Origin of the sequence: Chryseobacterium limigenitum (assembly GCF_900114875.1) — a bacterium.
GTDB lineage: Bacteria > Bacteroidota > Bacteroidia > Flavobacteriales > Weeksellaceae > Chryseobacterium > Chryseobacterium limigenitum.
The window spans coordinates 95,880-117,330 of sequence record NZ_FPKW01000004.1; the positions used below are offsets into that span (position 1 = coordinate 95,880).

A 21,451-nucleotide genomic window follows, 5' to 3' on the forward strand; every position below is an offset into this window, starting at 1 on the left:
TCATAATATCGTTAGTATTAATCAAAAATATATACTTCTAATAGATCAAAAATAAATAAGTTTCAATTATAGTAAGATACTTGACAGGATTTTCAAACTTTGATCTTCCTCGATATATAAATGACTGATTATCAGTATTTTGTTATACGTGTTTTAAAAAAGTAAAGAATAGAACGGAAATTTATCAAGAAATATAAATTTACAACAATAATTTTACATAACAGATTATCAGTTTTAAATATTGAAAATGGCACCAATTGTTTTCAATTGGCGCCATTTGGCTTTATGTGTGACCTTGACGAGCGTATCTTCAAACACTTTTATAGATGATTTGGTAAGATTGAGTCAAATAAAAAAAGAATTACAGAATTCATTTTTAACAACTAATTTCTTTTAGTTTGTGACTAATGCAAGTTAATCTTAAAAACGGATAAGGATTTAGTTTTGTAATAGAAAGTCTTTATTTGGCTATTCTTGTCGTATAAATATATTTACGGCGGTAAAAGTGAAAGTGTAATTTTAAGTTTATCAGTAAGAATTTTCTATATTTTTTGCATTCGTGATAGTTAATTTAATAATGGATTTAAACATTGAATTTTGAGGTCCAAAGGTCAACATCTTCTGCGGGAACCGCTAATTGAAGTATTTTTCTTGGTCTAGTCATACCAACATAGATAATTCTTAATTCTTCCTGTTCTTTTTCGCTCAGGGCACTTTTATCTTTTTTAAGCATGGTTGCGTAATTGAACCCCGATTTCTTAGATAGTAAAATAAGAACGGCATCAAATGACCTTCCTTTGACCGAGTGAATTGTACCATGGTAAAATTCAAATGGTTGAACATTCGTATCAGTATCTCCAAAATATTCTGAAATTAAATCTTGTCCCATTCCAGTCTTGATGACGAGTGGTTTTCTCAAATTACGATTTGCTTCTTCTAACCATGCGAAAATAGTTTTGCCTTTTGTTGTCGGTAGTTTATCCATCACTTGATGAATTCCTTTCCGATATGTCATGAATCCTTTTTCATTGATTATCGTTTGCACATACTCACTACTAGCGATAAGGCTATTTGTCTCATTTTGCCTTTTGTATTCTATCAAACCTTTTTCCATGAGTTTATAGCCTTTTACGAAAAGTCCTGAATCATATAAAAACTTACCTCTAATAATTGTTTTTACAAAAAGATTTTTAGGTTCCCAACAATCCATACTGTTATCGTAATGGATAGGAGTTAATCCGAGAAAATTTACTTTGGCTTTGCCACGATATAAAACTGCAACACTCTTTTGCGATATTTCAATGCCGTTCTCCGTGCATCGTCCTAAGAAAGTTTCTAAAATACTTTCAAAAGAAGCTATACTTTCCTCGATGGTGACTACAGAAGGATCTTTTTGAGATGCTTTCTTCTCTTTTAAGTAACCATTAACTAAAGGCTCAAAACTAAGATCAAAAATTCCCGGTGTAATTGCGACTGTCGAATCGAATGAAGATAGATATTTAGTAAAATCACATATCAATTGTGAACTTCGTCTGTTCTCAATCAATTCAATTTTGTTCCATGCAAGATACTTTTGGTCAAAAAGATGGGGCTTGGCATTGTTCCATTCAAAAATCGCTTGATCTCTATCACCAATCAACATAATATTTTCCGCTCCTTTTGAATTAAAAATATTAATTATTTCCATTAAGATTTCATCAGTATCCTGAGCTTCATCAATTATAAAGTATTCGAACTTCTTTGCTATAGTCTCAGCTATTATGGGATACTTTTTTAATATTTTTAGAGAGAGGTAGTTAGCGTCTGATTGAGTCGCAAAACCCTTCCTGAAAAACTCCAATTTTGAATTTATAATATTTTGAATGTTACCATTGACAGCCCCGGAGTTGGTATAATATTTCCACAAAAAATGAAAGGACTGCGGAGGTGCAATTTGAATCAAGTTATCATTTATATCGAAAGTGGTTTTATCAAAATATTGAGCGTAATCTTGAGCATATCTTTTAATGCTCCATGTAGAATGGGGTTCACCAACCAATTCAGGTCTATTTGCACATCCCATAATCAAATGTCCAAAAGGAAGAAAAATGAATTGATTAATGAAGCTGTCTAAGGTACCTAGATAATGAGGATGGCTAAATCCATTAAGAGAAAAATTATCGGATAACTTTTCTTTTATTTCTTCAACGGCAACATTTGTAAATGATAATGCAGCGATTCCTTTTTTGCTAAAAGGATTTTTAGACAATAATAAAGCAATTCTCGAAGCAACGGAATATGTTTTACCACTACCTGGGCATGCTCGAACAACGCAAAGACCTTTATCAAACTGAGCAATTTTCTTTTGCTCCTCAGATAGATTAGATAAAATTTCAACTACCTTATCCATCTATTAACCAATTTATTCCATCAACAATATATTTAGGGGCGACAAACTCATTCCAAGTCGATTCATTATCAATATTGTAGGCAATTTGCTGAGCTAATTCTGACTTATCCTTAAAATTATTTAAGAAAATAAGAATCTCTCTTGCACGTTCTTCTTTCGAATGAGTTGTATCTAAGAATGTAGTACCAGTATGCATAGTTGCGTAAAGATTTGAAATTAGATCAATATTATTCCCAGAAATCATTAATTCGTATTCAAAAGTAATCTGTGCAGTTACTGTTTTGAGATTATTCTTTTCGAAGCCGCTTGCCTTAGATGCTCTTGCTGAAGGCGCACTATTTTTCGCTTCTATTTTAGATCTAATAAAAGGCATTTTTTCAGTTAGATTAGGTATCACAAGTGCAGAAATGTCTGCTCCGTATGCCATCCTATTTGTCTCATCTAAGAAATCAATGCTTTGAAGATGTTTAATAATCGCTTTAGAAGTGTCCTTATCTATATTTTCTTCATTAGATTGAAAGTCAATAGCTGATATTATTCCCCTGTCATCATCTGTGACAATCAGACACTTTGTAGCAAGTCTTTTAGTATTATCATTGGAATTGTATAATCTAGCAAAAGGCTCGAATGCAACACCATCGATATTGACTAATTCGATTCCATTTTTCTCTATACTAAATTTTCCGTTTGGTATCATTCTCTTTGAAAGAACTGGAAGTAGCAATGCTTCAGAAATTCCTTCAACTAGAATTGTCCCATTTGAGAAGAATAACTGAGATTTGGTAACATCAAGAAACTTTCGTAGATAACTAGTTTCTTTAGGTTCTAAAACTATATTTTTCACACTCACTACTTCGACATCATGATTTATATTTTGTAGAACATGAAGGTTTTTAATTGACGTCTTAGCAGTTATAGTTGGCGAATGACATGTCATGAAAACTTGTACTCCGAAATCCTTAAGTTCATTGAGATAGGTAAAGAAGGTATTCTGTCTTTGGGGATGAAGATGTGCTTCAGGTTCCTCAATCAGCATTGCATAATAATGCTCTTTTTTTTCTATCCTTCTATTTTCAATATCACCAAAAACTGTTGCGGAAAAAATGATGTTGTTTTCTCCAAGCCCATTTTGAGATATATCAAAATATCTTTGCTTACTTATGTCGGAAGCAACAACGGAATCAGAATAAATCTGTTTACTGGTTACAACTCCTTTCACAATATTGTTATACTTGAAGTTTATCAACCCAATTTTAACCTTTGGATTCCTGTTTGCTATATCAGACTTCTCCAAATGTTTGTTTACTAAAGTTTCTCCTGATTTTATTAATCCAGACCATTCGTCATCATTAACAACATTTTCAAGTTTCGTAGCAAGAGCAATTTTGTGGTCATCATCTAAAACTTGGTCAACTATTGATGATAAACCTTCAACAATTTGCGTTTTTGAATATTTAGACATTTCTCTAAACAGGGATGATACTTTGTTGTCTTTGGAATAAGGACGAAGCTCGTATTCAGCATTTCTTAGTGGTGCTAAATAAGTGTAATACAATAACTGCAGTTCATTTGAATCTAGTTTGCTTGATTCCCCTCCCCAATGTGACCATTTTAGACGTTTTCCACTACCATTAGTTTCAAGCCAGTACTTCAAGTTTAATCTCAAGTCGATTTCTTCTGGGATGTCGGGATTTTGCCATAATAAACTCGTAAAGTATTCACGATCTTCTTCACATTCAATTTCAAAGATTAACTGAAATTCAATCGGCTCCAATTGGTAATCAGGATTAGATGTATCCAGGTAGAAATCCTCATCATTCCTTATTCCAATTTCTCTAATTTGACTTCCCAATCCTAAACAAATTCTCAATGCGTCAACAATCGCTGTTTTTCCCGCATTATTGGGACCAATTATGACATTTAATTCTTTGTTGAAAGATAAATTAAGTTCTTTTATAGAACGAAATCTTTTTATTAATAGATACTTGATATACATTTGAAAGGGTAGTTTTTAATGCAGTGAATAAGTTTCTTTCATAGCAGATATTCTTATATTTTCTGATTCACCAATATTAGAATGAGGCTAAAAAACGAATATATTTATACTTCTTAATGTTAAAATGTGCGGAATATTTTTTGAAGATGATTTCAAGAAATTTCTATTGAAGCATATTATTGTAATCTGGAGTTAATAATTGGTTCTTAGCGGATAAGTTCTGCCAATTGTTTATTATACACTACGACATCTTCAGCGATAAATTTTGTTCCTAATGGAAATTTTGTTGTATCACTGTATTCTCTCGAACACTCAATAACTAAATCTGCGGGTATTCCCTGATTATTTGAAGGTCTAATTCTTACGCGATTTGTTTCTATATCCAAAAAGCTTTTGCATTCTAAATTTCTAATGTAATTTCCAATTATTAACATGATTACTATATTCAATGGTTATTATCTAAAATTATAATTATTTTTGAGATAAATCATTCCTATACATAAAAAATTGCATTTAATGTATACAGTAACTGTTCAGATTTGTTTTTTACAAACTCGTACCATAGACCAATTAATGTCGATTAAAGATAATTGAATAAATTTTTTAAAACTTTTTACCGCTTCTTCAAATTCATTATTATTTCGATACTTTTCAATCATAAACAAGATATGACCAGATGTATAATACAGCAGAAAACTATATTCTCCCCGCCACGTTTTTCCAATTACAGCATTATACAATATTTCTTTAAAATTATCAGTCACCTCTTTTTTTTCGAACATTTCAAATAGCTCTGTAAAAACCAAACTGGATGATTCACTATCTGCAAATTTAGCTGCATCTATGGAGCTAATTTTCCTTTCTTTAATTAAATCAAAATCACTAGGGTAAATGTAGCCTTTGTTAAGTCTTTCATCACTTGTTTCATTGTATCTATCTTTTTCTTTATCTACATATACCTGAAACAATATTTTAGAATTTTTTAGTTCTCTAATAATATTGTCTGATTTTTCTACTCTTATTTTTGTTTTAATGATACTAAATTCCAGTTCAATATCTTTTAATCGAGTAGAAAGCAAGCCATTTCTTATTTCATCAATTTCAATCGATCCACTTCTATTATCTTTTAATAAATGCTTGATAGCGAAGTTATACACTTTATCTGAAAAAGAATTAATGTATTTAATGGGAAGCAGAAACCATTGTAATGAAAGCTGACTTAGGCTAAGCTTTTCAATGCAAGTCATTATTTCAGAGGGTTGATACAATTCTATAAATTCCCCTAGTAAATACCGGTAACCCTTCTCAGAAATATTTTGGATTTTTGTAATCGTAAAAATGCATTCATCCAGTGTCAAAAAATTATTTGTATGGAGTGCCTTTAATGCTTTAGGTAATCCATATAAAGTATAATCTTTTCTGTTATAATATTTAGTCCAGAATAACGATATACTTGCCAGATCTATTTTCTGCTTTCGATGTAAGGCTAATCTAATATATTCATGAATTTTATTACCTAAAGTGAAACTTCCGATCTCTTTATTTTTTAATATGAGTTCTTCCAATGATAAATAATTATATTCATTCTTTTCAATATTGCTAACCTCATGACCAGCAGCGATCAAATTCTTTTTAACATCATTTAAATACCAGTCAGCATAATAATGGGAATCAGGATAATTATCTAAAAACTTAGCTAATTTAATTGCACCTTTTGATTCAGAACCTTCCAGATAAATATTGAGTGAGTCACTTAATTCTTCAAGCCCCGCATACCTCTTTTGATGCATGAATAGATTTTCCATGATCCATTTCAAATAATCACCAAAATACCGTCTATCTTTCAGAGCTTTAATGATTTTTGTTTTTGTAATGGCTTTTTCATTCTTGCTAAAAAAATATTCTTCTTTATCAATATCTCCTTCCAATCTCATATGAAAATGGTCGGTGGAGTAATTATCGTTTGATACCTTATTATAAAGCAAAATTGGATTATTGCTTCTTACACAAAACAACATTCCAAATAAGTATCCTGAGCTGGTGATGTCCTCCTCCGTATATCCGTTAAAAAATAGTGATTGTGTATAAGTGTAGAGAAAGCCATCCGGTGTTGAAATGTGATCTCTATAAATTAAATTTATAATAAGTGAGAGATCATAGTAATGTGAGATTTCAAAATCATCAAAGTTATAGTTAGACATCAAGTCTCTTAAATCAAAATAAAAAGTACGTATGGCTTCAATATCTATGCAGTCTCTTATTATTTCTTCAAAAATGGCTATATTACAAAATTTCCTTGCTATTTCTTTTGTTTGTCGATTAGTCATTTTAAACAGAGAAAACCTTGAAAGAAATCTTCTATCTAAGCCCATTATTGATTCATATACCAAGTCGGCAGCCTTGTCATTTAAAATTTTGTAACTGGTCGACCTGTTGCGAAGATATGTGTTGAAACTGTCGTGAAATAAAGCGATTCTGTTCAGCTTGATGTCAAATAGATAAGGGTGTTCCTCTATGAACTCCTCGACGTAAAATTTAGCTTCTCCTAAAAAATGATCTAATTCTGAATACATTATGTACGAATTTGTACATAGGAATATAGAAAGAGAATATTTTCCTTTCTCATTTTTGATGATGCCCTCATAAAAACTGTCAATATCTTTAAGTTGACCTATCTCCGGAAGCTTCTTATTTAATTTATAAAATTCTGCAACATATTTTACAAGAATCGGATAGCCTTGGGTTATGTGAAAAATTTCGTCCTGAATATTGTAATCTGTAATATGAAACAATTCCTCCAAAACAAATTCAGTTTGCTTTTTATTCCAGTTTTCCAAAATATATTTTTGCCAATCTAACTTGGCGACCAATGGTCTTGATAGTACGATAACTTTGCAGTACTCTTTTAAATCTTCCAAGAATTTTATAAATCTAGGGAGTTCATTGCTATTATAATTTTCAACATGATCTAAACCATCGATGATAAGAGTTAGTTTTCTTCTTTCAATTTCTTTGAAAAGATCAGTAATCTCTCTGCTTTTTAGATCATGAAACAGTTTAACGTTTAAATCACGTAAAAAGTTTTGAAATTTTAATCTCTCCAGATAATCGGATTCCTGGTTTCCTACCCAAAATCGATATAATATATTTTGAGGATATTCTTCAACAAGTGAATTTACAAAATGACTTTTCCCAACTCCGGGCTTACCTTCGATCAATAATAACTTTTCAAATTCAACAAGCGTATGATTAATTTTTACAGATTCTTGTTGAAGATCCGTGCTATAAGTTTTTAAGCTGGGAAGATCAAACCTTTCGATCAGCCATATCCTTTTATCCAGTGTTTCACTTAGATAATTTTCAATCTCATATTTCCTGTTTAAGTTTCCATTATAAAGATCATCAATAAAGAGATCTGCATCAGTCCGACTCATTGATATGATATGCAAATTGCCATTTTTCAAGCAGTCAAAATCTAAAATTTTCGCATTGGGAACAATGTCGATATGCTTAAAAAAAACAATATTTCTGCTCTTTGAAAGTTTGTGAGCTTTACCTTTGATTATTAAATTTTTATCCTCGATAAAAAGTTGATCCAGTTTAACGTTTTCAAAATCCTTAATCTGAAAATTATATTCTTCATTATTGATCGAAACTAATAAATCGTCGAAATTGTTATCAATTTTTGCTTCTATTTCAATTTTGGATATTTGCCGCTCTACATCCATAATGGACAATAGAAGCTGAGTTATATGTTTTTGATAGGTATAACCACTGTAAGCATTTCTCATAAATTTACTTTAATAGATTTTTGTGTTTTAAATTTAGTAGTCATTACTACTTTCCTACGTTTCGTTTAATTGTTGTGATAAACATTTAAGCAAAGGACTTTAAGATAAAACCATATCTTAGATATTACTACAAAAGGATTCTTTTGTGCATCAAAATTGTTTTTCTTTTTCTTTGACCATTTCTACAAGATCATTGGTTTCCTCCATGATCCATGAATCATTTGAAATAAGATCTTTGATTAAGGATATCTCTAATTCGTTATAATTCATTATCTCTAATCCGGAAATTTGATTTTCATTCGTTTTCCAAAAACTTTTATGTTCTGTCTCAACAATTGATTTTCTGATACCGTTTGGATATAGGAGACGGATTTGCGGGATAATTTTTTTGACCATTTGAAATATTTGTAATCCATCATAATCCCAGTCGCAAGAGTAGTAGATAGGAAATTTAATTTCTCCTGAAAAATTTAATTTTGCAACATTTTTTCCTCCCGCGTACCATAATTCAATATGATGTTTACGCGGTTTAGAAGGACGTTTAAGAAAATCTAAATTTTCACATAAAACAATTTTTGTTGGATTGTCACATTGTAATACATACTTGTATTGTTGGTCTTTGTCGTTAGCTAGAGAATCGATATTGAGTATTGTTTTTACCGCAGAGAGTAAACTTTCTGATTTCTCCAGATATTTTTCATTTTTGAAAAACATCTGAGAGACACCTCGAACGGTTTCTTCTGCTTCTATTATACTGTCTCGAACAGGAATCAAATCTCCCGAGTCCATACCATTCTTTAATTCCATTAAAATTTTGATATCTGATTCTTGAAATCGAATTTGAGGGGTAAGAAGTCCATTGTTATTTAAAAATTCAACATATTTATTAAAATTGTGCAGATGCTTCTTTTCATATAATTTCTTGAAGTCAATACCTTCATTGATTCGGCCAATACCTTCTTTCAATTCCCCAGTCTGCTCTAAAAGAAATTGAATATCGCTGTCATTAATAAAGCTTGCTCGCCTAGCTGTAAATCCTTTGTTGTAGACTTCATTTAACGCCTTCAAAACTGTCCAATTCATCGTTGTTTTTCGTTCGGTTATTTAAATATATTAATAGGTCTTGTTTAGTGAGGTTTGTCTTGAAATAGCTCGAGGGCACAGGATAATTGATATCCGAGTTCTCTTTACCTGGCAATAGGTGATGCAGATACCAACCTTGATCTGAATCTGCCCCAAAAGGCTTTGGGGTCATTGTTATGATTTGATAGCCAAATTCGTCAGCAATTTCTGGGAAATTATTGAAATTGGTCTTATCTAAATTCGCTGTTTCTTCAAGTATAATAAATCTTAATCCCGGTCTATTTTGAGATTGAACTTTCGAAAGTCTTCCAATTCCCAAGAGAACTTTTGCAGTGTATGTTTCACCAGTGCTTCCTGAAATTTCATTACCTTTTTCATCTGAAAGCCCAGCATCTAAGGTAAAATAGGTTCTGGGATCCAGAAGTTCACGAAAGCCAACTTTCTTTTTATAGTTAGCCGCTCTTCTGAAAAAATCCTCTACAAAACTTTCTACAGAGCTTCCCATTGGTAGCTCACCGGGTTTATATGCTTGTTGAGATTGGCTCTGAAGCTGGGTAATCCAGGAAATTGGTATTTCCTTATTAGGATGAAACTCGACTTGGAAATAATACTTCTTACTAATTTTTCTACCTTTAAAGAAAAGATTTAAATCTCTGATCTGTCTTTCGTAAATATCATATTTGTTTTTCGTCTGGGCGAAAATCTTTAGCATCGTCTCATGAATTGAATCGATAAGATTATGTCTGGATCTGTTTGCGGTTCTAAGTTCCTCACTAATATCATCTTTAAAATGAATTTTCCCAAGTAATATTCTTTCCAATAGTTCAAACCTAAAGTTACCTTCATCTATTTCGGTTGTAATTTCATTATTCCTTCTATCCTTTGTCTCATCAAATTTTTCACAGGCGTTTTGGTACAGAGTGCGATAATTAGCGCGGTCTGAACTGGACTGCTCTTGTGCATCCCTCATTTGAGTTTCAGTACACTCTACGGCCTCAGCCTCCAATTGGTCCCCATATGCACCTTTTAAGTCAGTCTTCAATGCAACATAATCCAAATGGGCTTTACGTTCTTGCTGTTGCTTTTCATCCAAATCTCTTTTCACACCTGGAATGGCTATTGTTGTTAATGTATTTAGCGTCGCATCGTCTCTGGTGTATCTTTGTTTAAATGTATCATGTTTTTTTTCTCGCGCCAGCGTAAGGATATTTTCTTTTTTTTCTAACGAGACGAGATCTGCATCTTTCTTGATATTTTGTGACTCTAAAAGTATAGCAAGCTCTCCATTTACTATTTCCCGCTGAATTGTAAGGGTTTTGATTTTATGTTCCAGCTGTAAGGTGAGTTGTACGGTTAGCTCTATGTTTTTTAGAACTGCAAGATTATTTAATCTATTATCCAGATCAGATAGGAGAGGTGCTGATACTATATCGTAAGTGTCACCACGCTCAAAACCTCGAATTTGTTCCTGTTCCGATCTAATCTTTTTGAGAGCCTGCTTATTTTTGTTAATCAGCTCTGATATAGCGTTATCGCGAACTGTAGCATCTTGTAAGATCGGTTCATGATCAAGAGGTTTGATATAGATATTCAAATCTTTAAAGCGTAACCAATACCCAGAAAGATTCTCATCTTTGATGATGTTTTCCTCATCAAAAAAGTCAAAACCGTCAGCGAAAAAATCAACAGATGCAGATTCTGGCTTCTGCCATCTTGCTTCAATAAAATGAAATAATACAGCCTCTTGTGAAATACTTATGTCAATATTTGATTTCAGGACATTTGCTATTAACGAATTTTCAGTTAATTCTGCAAAAAGTATGTTTACCATCTGGAGGTACTCAGCCTGAGCTAAGAGTTCAGCTTTTCTACTGTCAATTTTCCGCATTTGATCCTCTAATTGAGTTTCAATTGCGGAAAGGCTTTCATAATCACTGTAGATAGGTAGGAAATCTTTGCAGTACTTGATTATTTGCTCATCTGTATAATCATCGATTACAAACAACCCGGTAAATGATTCTTTGATAATGGGTGGATCTTTGATTTCGAATTGATCGCTACGTTCTTTTAATTCTTTGATTTGTATTGACAATTGTTGCGCCTCTTGGATAATTGTTACTCTATCTTTACTCCATTCGTGCATTTTTTGATAGCTCGACGCAAGCGATTTAATTCGTGGTAATTCAATTCCTAATCTATCAATGGTATCTAAATAGCCGGAATATTCATTTTCGATTTTATCAAGACCAATTTTGTTTTTTCTCCAAATTGAAAGATAATAGCCTGTTTTTTTAAACAAATATTCTTTATGACTGTTCTTGTTTCTATTTTCATGAATTTTAAGTTCATCCAGAATTCCCTGCTTATTTTCAAGATCAGTGATAAATTTTTGAAGTTCTTCAAAGTCATTTAACAGTTTTTCAATTTCATTCTTGTGCGTATCAAAAGATTCTTCGAGTTCTTTCACATTACCGTCAAAAAGAAATTCTTTTAATGCATCTGATTTTTCACCCTCACTTCTTGCTCTGGAGAATGACTGGATAATTTTAGCAAAGGCCTTGAGGCTGCTGGGGACGCTCAGGTTTATAGGAAGAATGTGTTTGTCGAAGAGGTTGGCGTAATGTTCGTCTTTTTTGTCTCGTGTTGGAAAAGATTCAAAATAGAGATCATACTTATCTCTGAATCTTTTACTTAACTCATCAACAATACAAATCTGTCCTCTTTCATTGATAAAGCTAGTAAAATAGGGGATTTTGTCTGCAGGGAATGCTCTGTCCTTAAAATCTTTACTGTTGTCAGGGTCTGAAGTTATTAAGAATGGCCTTATAGGTCTACTTGTTGTGTTTGGTATACAAACCCCCAAACATATGAATTTACCTTGCTGAATTTCTATGGTTAAAAATGCATAAGCATCCCTGCATTTGTAAGCAAGTTTATGAATTTGACGGACTTCTTTTTTATATCCCTCAGTGCCAAACTGGAAGAGCGGACGTTCATTGATGAATATCAATTGAAACAGGTCAGCAATTATAGATTTTCCAACACCATTTGATCCGGTGAAGTCGGTACGTTGTGGATGGATAAGGTAATCCTGATTATAATGTTTTAAAATCCCAACAGTCGAAAGTGAGTAAATTAACGGATTTTTCATTTTTTGTTTTTCTTTTGCATGATCTGTTCAACGAAATTTTCGAAATGACGAATCTCATATTGATAAATGTTAGCGAATCTATTGATGCTTTCTCTGATAATAAATAGAATATCACCATCACCCTCTTCTGCAGGCAAAATTTTGACCCATCCGAGTTGGTCTAGCGTACGTAGTGCTCTTTTATAGTTATCCATAGCCGTTTTCCACTCGGGATCACTGTAATTATCCCGAATAGAATTGTTGAAAAATATTTTTTTATAGTGTAGAGAAAGATCACTATTCAAAATTTCATTTTCTATAGCTGGTCTGTTGATTGTTTTTGTACGATCGAACAATCGGTCGTAATACATGTTTAACAACATAAAGGCAATAAGAGAATCCCATGAGGTCATTTCTCTATGTCGGTCACTTGAATTTAATTTACCTTTTCCTTCTTCAGAAAAATCCAGATAATAGTACTCGACATTTTCGGTCTTTTCTCTCTTCAGTTCCAGACCATATAATGATCTATAGTAAAATGTAAAATCCGAAACATAATTATTGACCAAGGTAAAAATATAGCTTTCACCGGTTTGTATATGTCTTCCACGCAATAACGAAATGTTGAGGTCAGCAAAATGAGCCTGGACATCAGAGTAATTCAAAAAGTTAAAGTCATGGTTTATTTCTTTTTCTTTATATTCATTGTCCATGTGATGATTGGTTTATTATAATATTGTTTATTCACTTTTCGATCAATAAGTAATTGGAATTTCTTACTGTCGTGAGCATATTGGCTAATCTCATAAACAACTTGTAAAGCCGTTTCTTCATCATTTTCTTGCTCTAATATTTTGTAAAATTCTTTGTTTATATCTACAACCTCGTTGTTGTCTAATGTATTTTTAAGTTGAGCAACCAGAACGGCTGTTCGTTGCTGTCGCGTCAATTCGGCTTCAATTAATATGATTTCAGACCGATGATATGCTTTATCCTCTGGAATGTGGATAACTAAATTACTTTGTGATGATTTGTTATCTAGGTCAGGCATTACACTTAGCCTGAATTTTTCCTGTACAATATATTTTTTTGTGAAATGCTCAGGGAAACTTAGTTCAGATTTTTGCACTTGACTATTTTCCATAATATACTCAAATAGTCTCCGTAAATTCTGTCTAAACTGACTCTGATACCGTAAATAATCCTGAAGTTCATTCAACTTTGTACTCGCATACTGAATTCGTTCTCTTAATTGACCGAGCTTATTGTCGATGATTTCAAAAAAAGACAAAATCTCTTCCTTTATATCAGAAGCTCGTGAAAATGCATAATGCAGTTCGTTAAAATCAGCTTTCTCAATGTCAGTTACCGGAGTTCCATATTCCTGTGTTTTCTCATAAAAGTGGGAAACCACAAGATCTATTTCATATTGTAGGTTATTCCCTAATCTAAGGGTGTCTCTGATTTCATCAGCTTTTTCTGCAAGATCTGAAAATACTGCTGAGAATTCTGAAACGACAGCTATCGGATCAACATCATTTGCATACAGTAATTTGTTAAGTCTTACTATCGCTTCCGTAACCTGATTTTTCAATTCTTCAAGGTGGTCAAAAATATTTTCTCTTGTTGTCGCCTGAAAGCCTTGATTGAACCAGCTTTCAAATTGATTAATCTGCTTTATATCTGCTGCAGAAAAATTAGTATATCTTTTGAAACTCTCTCTTAAGGGGAACTGGCGGTATGGGCTATCTAATTTATGTTGCAGTAATAGGACAAACTTTCTCGAATACTCTGTAAGCGTATATAAATTTTTTTGTTCAACAGGTCTTTCAATAAAGTAGGTCAATAGATTTTTTAAAAGCCTTTCTTTATTAGGTGTGTTTGTATATGAAGGTAGATATTGTGTGTTTTCTTCAATTGTTCGCTGTATATCTTTATTAGAAAAATTTACATCAATATCGCCAGTTTTAATTTTATCATACAGAGAGATTATCAACAAACCTTCTTCAATTGAGGGAATAAGTTGATTATATGATTCGGCTATCTGAATAGTAAGAATCCGTTTTAACATCTATTTGTTAGAATTGAGTTTAAAAATGGTTACTGGCAGTTCGTTAACTGGTGTTAAAATAATGATAATTGATAACAATTCACTTATTATACGACAATAAATATCGAATTGATGTAATTTGCTTTATAATTGTAATTTTTTTTAGTTCGGATTATTTTACAACTTACAGCAAAAAGATATGTATTAGTAAGGGTTCAATTAAATATAGACCTTAAAAAATATATTTGATAAAAAGAACAGTGAGAAGGTGAATTAACATCTCTTTCCGGTCTTGTACCCATAACCGAAGGAATATCGAAACATTTAATCGAAGATTTGGAAAGAATTTCTCAAATTTCAGAAATTTTATAATCCTGTCTGTAACCAAGACGAGCGTATCTTCAAACGCTTTTGTCGATGATTTAATTCGTCTGAGCCGAATTAAACAAGAATTACAAGGTTCTTTTTTTATTAAATAATTCTATAGATTAAATTCTATGTAATTAAACTCTAATTATTAAAAATATAAAAATTTGTCTTCAATTTTCATTATTTGGCTATTCTTGGCATATACTGTTTATAGAAAAGATGTCGAATCATTTTTGTTAATTTCGATCTGGGTTTTTGCTCTGATTCCAGCGACAGCCATAAAGATCGGGGTAATTATTGGTGGGATACCTTACTGATGTGAATGTTGGTGGCTGCGTTAATTAAGTTGGGTAGGTTGTACTGTATGCTGTTAATTAACTAATTATTATACTGATATTATTAAAAACGAATCTAGAATTATGAAGGAAAAAATCAGGAACTGGGTAGAAGGTTTAAATGCCTCTTATCAACCCACAGAAGATAAATCGCTGGTTAAAATTGCAGAATTGGTATTGATCTTGCCAGCTTTGGGCCTATTTTACATCTGGGAATATTTTAACAACTATAAAATTGAGTACTATTTATATTTTGAGTTCGAAGATTCTTTGGCGGTATTATACCAGAATCTGATGCCTGTCATATATGTTGGGGTTATTCTGTCTTTGTTACTTACCATGTTGCTCCCTTACATAGTAAAAGTGAAATACAACGACGGTACTACTGATACTCAAATTACAGGCTCACAATCAGCTGTGCAAAAGAAAGGGTTTCCTAATTTTTTAGTTATTTGTGTCATTTCAATTGCGCTGACAGGCTTCTATGTACTGCTTCAAGCCTATCAATTTACGCTGGTATCTATTGTTATTTTTTTAGGATTTGCTGCTTTAGCAAGTTATCTTTATCTGTTTGTTCATAAAAATATAGGATTCGGCGTAGCAATATTATTGGTTTTTATGTATGCAGAGAAAAGGGCAAATATAGATGCTCAATTTAATCTAACCAATAAACCTACTTTGAATATTGTTCTGAAACAACATGCTGATTATCCGATATTGACAGAAGGTGATAAGTTTAGATATCTTATTTATAAAAGTTCCAATTATTATTTTATTAAGAATGAGCAAGAAAAAAGAATCTATGTCTACTCAATTTCAACGGAGGAAATGACCAGTTTTAAAACGGAATGAAGACTATTAATCAAAAGGAAATTTCACCCGATTCTTTATAACCTATTTTTTAAAATTATCGGGGACCATCATTTGTCAATATTCATCAATAATTGGTCAGAACAATACCTAAAATTATTCAATAGTAAGAATTATCCTGATCAAGTTCTTTTTCAATTGAAATTAATAAGAAATTTAGTTTAATAGTCAACCATTTGATTTTCATATCTTAAAACTAAATATTTTGTAATTTTTTTTCTTTTGACAAAATGAAAAAAAATGCTTTCTTTAATGCAATAACCAATAAATATATAAATGAAAATAGCACAAGAAAACGAAGCCTTTGAAGTCAGTGCCAGGGACATATTCAAAGATATTAGCAGATATCGAGAATCTGATTTTTCGGCAGAAAAAGATGAACATGAAATCCATGACTTTCACAGGAGCGTTTTAGAAGGATTTAAAGTTGGTCAGAAGAAAATACTTTTAGAGCTGCAGCAGCTGCAAGGGAGATCTAAGGAAACACAACAGGAACTCAAGATTGCTAGACAGAAACGAAATAAAGAGTTAGTTGAGGAAATTTTAATAAAAGTTAAGACTATAGATTATCAGGAAAGCATTTTCAAAAACCTAGCCGATTCTGTAGCTTGGCAGATGGTTAATGGGGAACATTATTTATATCGTAGACTGTATACGGGCGAAGAGGGTGTCAAAGACCTATTGGACAAATCATTTGAATATGTAATTGACTTTTCAGATCAGGTCAACGCTGATCCAGATGCATTTTGTCTGATAAGTGATATTACAAACAATATTCAGTTAGGAGACTGTCTTATTACAGATAAGAAGGCATAAAGGTTTCAGAAATTAAGTCTGGTCAGATGAACTTTAAAGCGCTTGATATCATTGCTGAAAGAAAACTAACAGATGATGATTTCGATGAAAAAAAACTATCTGAGGAGTTCGATGCTAAGTTCATGAAGCAGATCAAAAGAATGGTTGTACAGAAAGGTAAAACAGAGCGTGCAGCAAAAATTTTACAGGATCATAAAGGGCCGGATCCGAAATATAAGGACACCACTATTTTCATCGTTGAGAATGATTTTCCACTAGAAACCTACCACGGAGATTTAATAAATCTTTCCAGACAGCTTGAAACAAAAGATTGGGCTTATGATAGTGTAGGAGCGATTGTAAATATAGGCATGTATAAAAATGAATGGAGAGCATATGGTCAGTTTAGTATGAAGCAACTCTGTGATCCTTTTCCATTTGTAGATTTAATGGCGAGCAGGGGTATACTAATCTGTGAACCCATTTTCCTAAAACCTTTGCCAGAAGATATTATCATGGACATTGTTCTGGGTAGGATAAAAGTTTATATTGGTATTGATTACAATAATTTTATTAAATTTTCTAATGATTTAGGTGTTAAGGCATCTTGGTCAACGCCTAAAGAACTACAAAAATATCTTAAAGATTATCCGCACGATCGTCGAGAAATATTTTCTTTTGATAATAAGGGTCTTAAGATAGAAATTGATGGTAATGAAATTTTTGTAGGGCATGGTTTCTTCACAAAAATACTCTTTGATCATTTTTTACCTGAAACAATGATATTAAAATACAATGGAATGATAGAAAATTTAGGTGATTCAGAACAATAATAAAGATTCAAAAGTTTAAGTCCCCATTTATTAGATTCATGTAAAAATGATGTTAAAAAAATAATTACCAAATAAACTGTACAAGGTAAAAACAAAAGCTTGAAAAGTTATTCGTGTGGATCATGATTTTATATTTTAGTGAAAAATGAAACTGATGTACAAAATAGACTGGAATTCTTTTAAAGTTAAAAATGAAAATTATACTCAGGCTTTTGAAGATTTAAGCTATCGCCTTTTTTGCCGAAAACATAATTTTCCAGAGGGTATAAAGGCAGATTTTAATCAAGCGGGGCTTGAAACTTATCCAAAGAAATCTTATGCAACGGATTTAAATATAGGATTCAGTCTAAATTTTTCTATAACGGTATCGGCAAGGCGGTGATGATTAGAAACCCTTGTATTTGCAGGCCATTACGTCCTATCATAAGGATCAGGAAAAAGCTGAATATGTATAACAGGAGGCATGCAGTTCTGGGAGGAAAGCTTCAGTCGGAGATCAGAACCCCTTCTGATTTTGACACCGCGGCAGAAAACATTACCATAGAACAGGTAAAGGAGGTCATCCGTATTTCTTCGGACCCGCAGGACCATCTTGAATGGCTGCGTGAATACAGCAGTTCTGGGTTCTCAAAGATTTTCATTCAGGATGTTTCCGATGATCAGAGTTCTACCATCAGAATGTACGGTCAATTGCTGAACAATGTTTAGTGCAAAAACCAAATAGCTGGTTAAAATATTAAAATTCTTCAAAACCTGATTACTTTGGAACAGCTTAAAAAGTCACCTTGATATCAACCGGCTTTTTCATTTTGATGGTGATCGTTTCCAAATCATCTATAACTTCAAACTTTGCATCACATGAATTTCATCAATTTTTCCTGTACTTTTCTTTCTCCAAATATTCCTCTTTTGAAGTATCAAGGTTAATCATTTGTTCTGATCTAGTGTTTTATAACCATTAGTAGATAATTACTTTTGCTTTAGTAAAAAATAATCTCATTACGAACTTATTTATAAGTGTGAAAATATATTGTAATACTCTGTTAAAAAATATACCACATATATAGGTGAATTTTGGAATAGTTGTAAAAAAAATGTTTTATGGTTTGTTGTTTGATATTCAATTTAAACGGTTTAATTCTTATAAAATCACAAAATTATGCTGATCCAAGAAGAACTTTTAGTAATATATGGAGCTATTTTTGAAAAGTATGAGCTTAATGACGAAATTTTCACAGAAGGCAGTTTTTCAAAATACTATTTTCAGATACGTACCGGAATCGTACATCTTAATAACTATGATGAAGACGGAAGAGAATTTACCCAGCAAATATTGTCAGACGGAGAAAGCATAGGGGAATCTTTCCTTATCGGCGAGCTGCCATACACTGTTAATGCAGTTGCAAAGAGTAGATGCGAGATCATTAAGATTTCAAAAACTACATTTACAAAAATATTGAATGAAAACCCGGAAATATCTTTAAGATTGTTCAAGCAGGTAGCGGATAAGCTATCCGACAAGTATTATTTGATGTTTACCCTTATTTCCCAAGATCCAATGTATAAAGTAGAATACATCTTAAACCATCTTAAAAAGACTTCAGACTTTCACCGACCTTATTCCTATGAAGTCCCACTGACTAGGCAGCAGCTAGCGAATCTTACAGGTCTAAGAGTTGAAACGGTAATCCGTACAGTTAAAAAGCTTGAAAAAAACAATAAAATAAAAATTAGGAGCAAACGAATCTTTTGTTAAGTTTATATATTGTATAATCATAAGTCTAGCAATTCTTATTATTTTTTTACATTAAGAACTGAGTTTGATAATTCATAAATTTGCAAATCGTGATATATCTGGAGCAGAGATACAAAGCAATTTTTATGCAATTACGATCTAATCGACGCATACCTAAAGTATTAATACTGTTTTTTGATTTACAGCTAAAAAGTTATGATTATATGAAAATTAATCAATGCGTAACTTTTTACTTACTGTATCCCCTTGTGAGTTTTCCACGGCTATTATTAAAGAATTTTGATTGATATAGGAGGTGGTAACGATAAATTCCTTCTTATTGATATTGTCATATTTTTTGAGTATTCTACCGGAATAGTTATACAATATCACAGAAGTAATTTTCTCTTGCGGGCTTTTGATAACAATATTTTTATCAGAATCAGTATATATTTGGACAGAACTCACAGAATCATTCTGTGTTGAAAGGTTAGAAACTATGGTGACTGCATAGTCCTCCACCTGTCCGAAAACAGGAGCTGAACAAGCAGAATAAGTCATCCCGGGCAAATCATAATCTCCGATCACCCTCATTCGTAATGCCGTATTTAAAAGGGCTCCTAAAGGTGGGGTTACAATCGCTGTAACTGTAGTAGAGCCCGGAATATTGGTCTGACTGAAAACCATTTCTGTATTTTCTTCAAAAATCCCATTGTTGTTATAATCGATATAGGCTTTAACAATGTGATGATAATTGTAGCCTACCGTTACTGAGAGCTCGGTAGGAGCATTTAAAGGGATACTTGTGAATGCCGTTCCAAGACAATAATTAGTGGAATAATCAGCATAAAACTGCGCATTTGACAAATTGTAAGTTTCAGTATAATTGTTAATATCTCCAAATTTGACCATGGCTATTCCCGAATGATGATCTCCGGCGCTTCCGGACATATATGTGGGTATACAGGTCGGGGTTAAATTGAAATTATTTTGCAAAGGTTGGGTAAGCAGTACAGGAGAATTGAGCAGGTTACTTCTATATTGCAGAAGTTGAGCAATAGCCCTGTTCTTTTGGCCAACAGTAAATCTGTTTCGGTTACAACCTGTATATGCCATAATATTCTGTTCTACGCCGTTAAATATATTTCCGGTGCAGCTGTTAACAGTTCCGGTTGCACACAGGCTCCCTAATAAATCGGACATAGGATCGGTGTCGCAAACCATATCTCCGTCTAGCGTACAATCAGCATTGGGAGGGCAGGCGCTTCCATTTGAGCCTTCTTGGGTATGCCACAGTCCTAATGCATGCCCAAATTCATGGGCCATGGTAGCCTGGCCGGTAGAGCATACGTTCCCTATTAAAAAACTGTCATCAAACATTGGTATCGTTCCTGCAAAACTGGCATATCCGCTTGCAAGGAATGTACCTGTAGCCAGTTTATTTACGATATAAATATTATAATATTTTGTAGGATCCCATCTTGATAATTGCGTTATCGTCGATTCATGAACGCCATTATATCCTGTGGCACTGTTGACTCCATACTGAAGGTATTGGTTGTTCGACGAGAGGTTAGTGCGAGTAACACCATTAGTAGGAGTACAATTCGGAGCGATCTTTGCGAGAACAAGCCTTACGGGAATTACCGTACCGCCATCAGCTTCTCCCAGAATCCCGGGAGCGGTTCCGGCAAAAACTTCATTTGTATAGTTAATCCATTCGATCACCTGCTGATCGGTTCTGTTGCCGGGGCTCCCTAAATTGCTCCCATCACTGATAATATGAACTACTACAGGGATCTCATAAATCTGATTTTTGGAAGTACTTATTTTTCCGCTTTTGGTGAGATCTGAAAGTTTAAGATTAAAAGCTTTGGCTTCAGCTTTAAGGTAAGGATATTGCACGTATATATTTTCCATACGCACACTTGTTGCACAACTGTTGATATATTTTACATCCGATTGTTGAGCAACGCAAAATTGAGTAAACAGGCTAGCGGTGAGGATCAGTTTTTTCATGGTAGTTTATTACGAAAATACATAATTTCAGTCAAAGTGAATTTTGTAACTTTTAC

15 protein-coding genes are annotated in these 21,451 nt (G+C 32.8%); 6 read left to right on the forward strand and 9 right to left on the reverse strand.

The genetic code is table 11. The annotated features are described in order from the left end of the window. Positions 1-583: 583 nt before the first annotated feature. The 8 genes from BT156_RS07050 to BT156_RS07085 form a co-directional block, all read right to left on the reverse strand. Positions 584-2,389 (reverse strand): ATP-dependent helicase, encoded by a 1,806-nt coding sequence (locus BT156_RS07050; RefSeq protein WP_072408571.1) that lies wholly within the window; start codon positions 2,387-2,389, stop codon positions 584-586. Then, positions 2,382-4,385 carry an ATP-dependent nuclease gene (locus tag BT156_RS07055; protein WP_072408573.1) on the reverse strand — a complete coding sequence of 668 codons (2,004 nt, stop codon included), beginning with the start codon at positions 4,383-4,385 and terminating at the stop codon, positions 2,382-2,384. Before BT156_RS07055 ends, BT156_RS07050 begins: the two co-directional genes overlap by 8 nt. Before the next feature lie 206 nt (positions 4,386-4,591). Next, entirely contained in the window at positions 4,592-4,771 is a 180-nt protein-coding gene (locus BT156_RS07060; RefSeq protein ID WP_139255432.1) for a hypothetical protein, read from the reverse strand. 147 nt (positions 4,772-4,918) lie between these two features. Then, positions 4,919-8,176 (reverse strand): NACHT domain-containing protein, encoded by a 3,258-nt coding sequence (locus tag BT156_RS07065; protein ID WP_072408581.1) that lies wholly within the window; start codon positions 8,174-8,176, stop codon positions 4,919-4,921. Between the two features lie 150 nt (positions 8,177-8,326). Continuing rightward, positions 8,327-9,259, reverse strand: coding sequence for a hypothetical protein (locus BT156_RS07070; protein ID WP_072408583.1), 933 nt, complete (start codon positions 9,257-9,259; stop codon positions 8,327-8,329). Next, entirely contained in the window at positions 9,228-12,410 is a 3,183-nt protein-coding gene (locus BT156_RS07075) for a hypothetical protein (protein WP_072408586.1), read from the reverse strand. Before BT156_RS07075 ends, BT156_RS07070 begins: the two co-directional genes overlap by 32 nt. Continuing rightward, positions 12,407-13,102 (reverse strand): condensin complex protein MksE, encoded by a 696-nt coding sequence (locus BT156_RS07080; protein WP_072408588.1) that lies wholly within the window; start codon positions 13,100-13,102, stop codon positions 12,407-12,409. The genes BT156_RS07075 and BT156_RS07080 overlap by 4 nt, the downstream gene beginning before the upstream one ends. Next, complete coding sequence (locus BT156_RS07085; RefSeq protein ID WP_072408595.1) at positions 13,072-14,460, reverse strand: hypothetical protein; 1,389 nt, start codon at positions 14,458-14,460, stop codon at positions 13,072-13,074. The genes BT156_RS07080 and BT156_RS07085 overlap by 31 nt, the downstream gene beginning before the upstream one ends. A gap of 767 nt (positions 14,461-15,227) precedes the next feature. Here BT156_RS07085 and BT156_RS07090 point away from each other — a divergent pair. The 6 genes from BT156_RS07090 to BT156_RS07115 all read left to right on the forward strand — a co-directional run bounded on the left by BT156_RS07090 (position 15,228) and on the right by BT156_RS07115 (position 19,397). Further along, positions 15,228-15,995, forward strand: coding sequence for a hypothetical protein (locus BT156_RS07090; RefSeq protein WP_072408597.1), 768 nt, complete (start codon positions 15,228-15,230; stop codon positions 15,993-15,995). 294 nt (positions 15,996-16,289) lie between these two features. Beyond that, positions 16,290-16,829, forward strand: coding sequence for a hypothetical protein (locus BT156_RS07095; RefSeq protein WP_072408599.1), 540 nt, complete (start codon positions 16,290-16,292; stop codon positions 16,827-16,829). Positions 16,830-16,855: 26 nt separating this feature from the next. Next, positions 16,856-17,641 (forward strand): hypothetical protein, encoded by a 786-nt coding sequence (locus tag BT156_RS07100; protein ID WP_072408601.1) that lies wholly within the window; start codon positions 16,856-16,858, stop codon positions 17,639-17,641. Positions 17,642-17,795: 154 nt separating this feature from the next. Then, entirely contained in the window at positions 17,796-18,023 is a 228-nt protein-coding gene (locus BT156_RS07105; protein ID WP_139255433.1) for a hypothetical protein, read from the forward strand. Positions 18,024-18,088: 65 nt separating this feature from the next. Then, complete coding sequence (locus BT156_RS07110; protein ID WP_072408605.1) at positions 18,089-18,349, forward strand: hypothetical protein; 261 nt, start codon at positions 18,089-18,091, stop codon at positions 18,347-18,349. 451 nt (positions 18,350-18,800) lie between these two features. Next, positions 18,801-19,397 (forward strand): Crp/Fnr family transcriptional regulator, encoded by a 597-nt coding sequence (locus tag BT156_RS07115; RefSeq protein ID WP_083582310.1) that lies wholly within the window; start codon positions 18,801-18,803, stop codon positions 19,395-19,397. 210 nt (positions 19,398-19,607) lie between these two features. Here BT156_RS07115 and BT156_RS07120 read toward each other — a convergent pair whose 3' ends face one another. Then, positions 19,608-21,395, reverse strand: coding sequence for a M43 family zinc metalloprotease (locus BT156_RS07120; RefSeq protein ID WP_072408606.1), 1,788 nt, complete (start codon positions 21,393-21,395; stop codon positions 19,608-19,610). Between the last annotated feature and the right edge of the window lie 56 nt (positions 21,396-21,451).

Coding starts and splice junctions, on each gene's coding strand:
- BT156_RS07050 (WP_072408571.1), bottom strand. CDS start 2,389: ATGGATAAGGTAGTTGAAATTTTATCTAATCTATCTGAGGAGCAAAAG.
- BT156_RS07055 (WP_072408573.1), bottom strand. CDS start 4,385: ATGTATATCAAGTATCTATTAATAAAAAGATTTCGTTCTATAAAAGAA.
- BT156_RS07065 (WP_072408581.1), bottom strand. CDS start 8,176: ATGAGAAATGCTTACAGTGGTTATACCTATCAAAAACATATAACTCAG.
- BT156_RS07070 (WP_072408583.1), bottom strand. CDS start 9,259: ATGAATTGGACAGTTTTGAAGGCGTTAAATGAAGTCTACAACAAAGGA.
- BT156_RS07075 (WP_072408586.1), bottom strand. CDS start 12,410: ATGAAAAATCCGTTAATTTACTCACTTTCGACTGTTGGGATTTTAAAA.
- BT156_RS07080 (WP_072408588.1), bottom strand. CDS start 13,102: ATGGACAATGAATATAAAGAAAAAGAAATAAACCATGACTTTAACTTT.
- BT156_RS07085 (WP_072408595.1), bottom strand. CDS start 14,460: ATGTTAAAACGGATTCTTACTATTCAGATAGCCGAATCATATAATCAA.
- BT156_RS07090 (WP_072408597.1), top strand. CDS start 15,228: ATGAAGGAAAAAATCAGGAACTGGGTAGAAGGTTTAAATGCCTCTTAT.
- BT156_RS07095 (WP_072408599.1), top strand. CDS start 16,290: ATGAAAATAGCACAAGAAAACGAAGCCTTTGAAGTCAGTGCCAGGGAC.
- BT156_RS07100 (WP_072408601.1), top strand. CDS start 16,856: ATGAACTTTAAAGCGCTTGATATCATTGCTGAAAGAAAACTAACAGAT.
- BT156_RS07105 (WP_139255433.1), top strand. CDS start 17,796: ATGTACAAAATAGACTGGAATTCTTTTAAAGTTAAAAATGAAAATTAT.
- BT156_RS07110 (WP_072408605.1), top strand. CDS start 18,089: ATGTATAACAGGAGGCATGCAGTTCTGGGAGGAAAGCTTCAGTCGGAG.
- BT156_RS07115 (WP_083582310.1), top strand. CDS start 18,801: ATGCTGATCCAAGAAGAACTTTTAGTAATATATGGAGCTATTTTTGAA.
- BT156_RS07120 (WP_072408606.1), bottom strand. CDS start 21,395: ATGAAAAAACTGATCCTCACCGCTAGCCTGTTTACTCAATTTTGCGTT.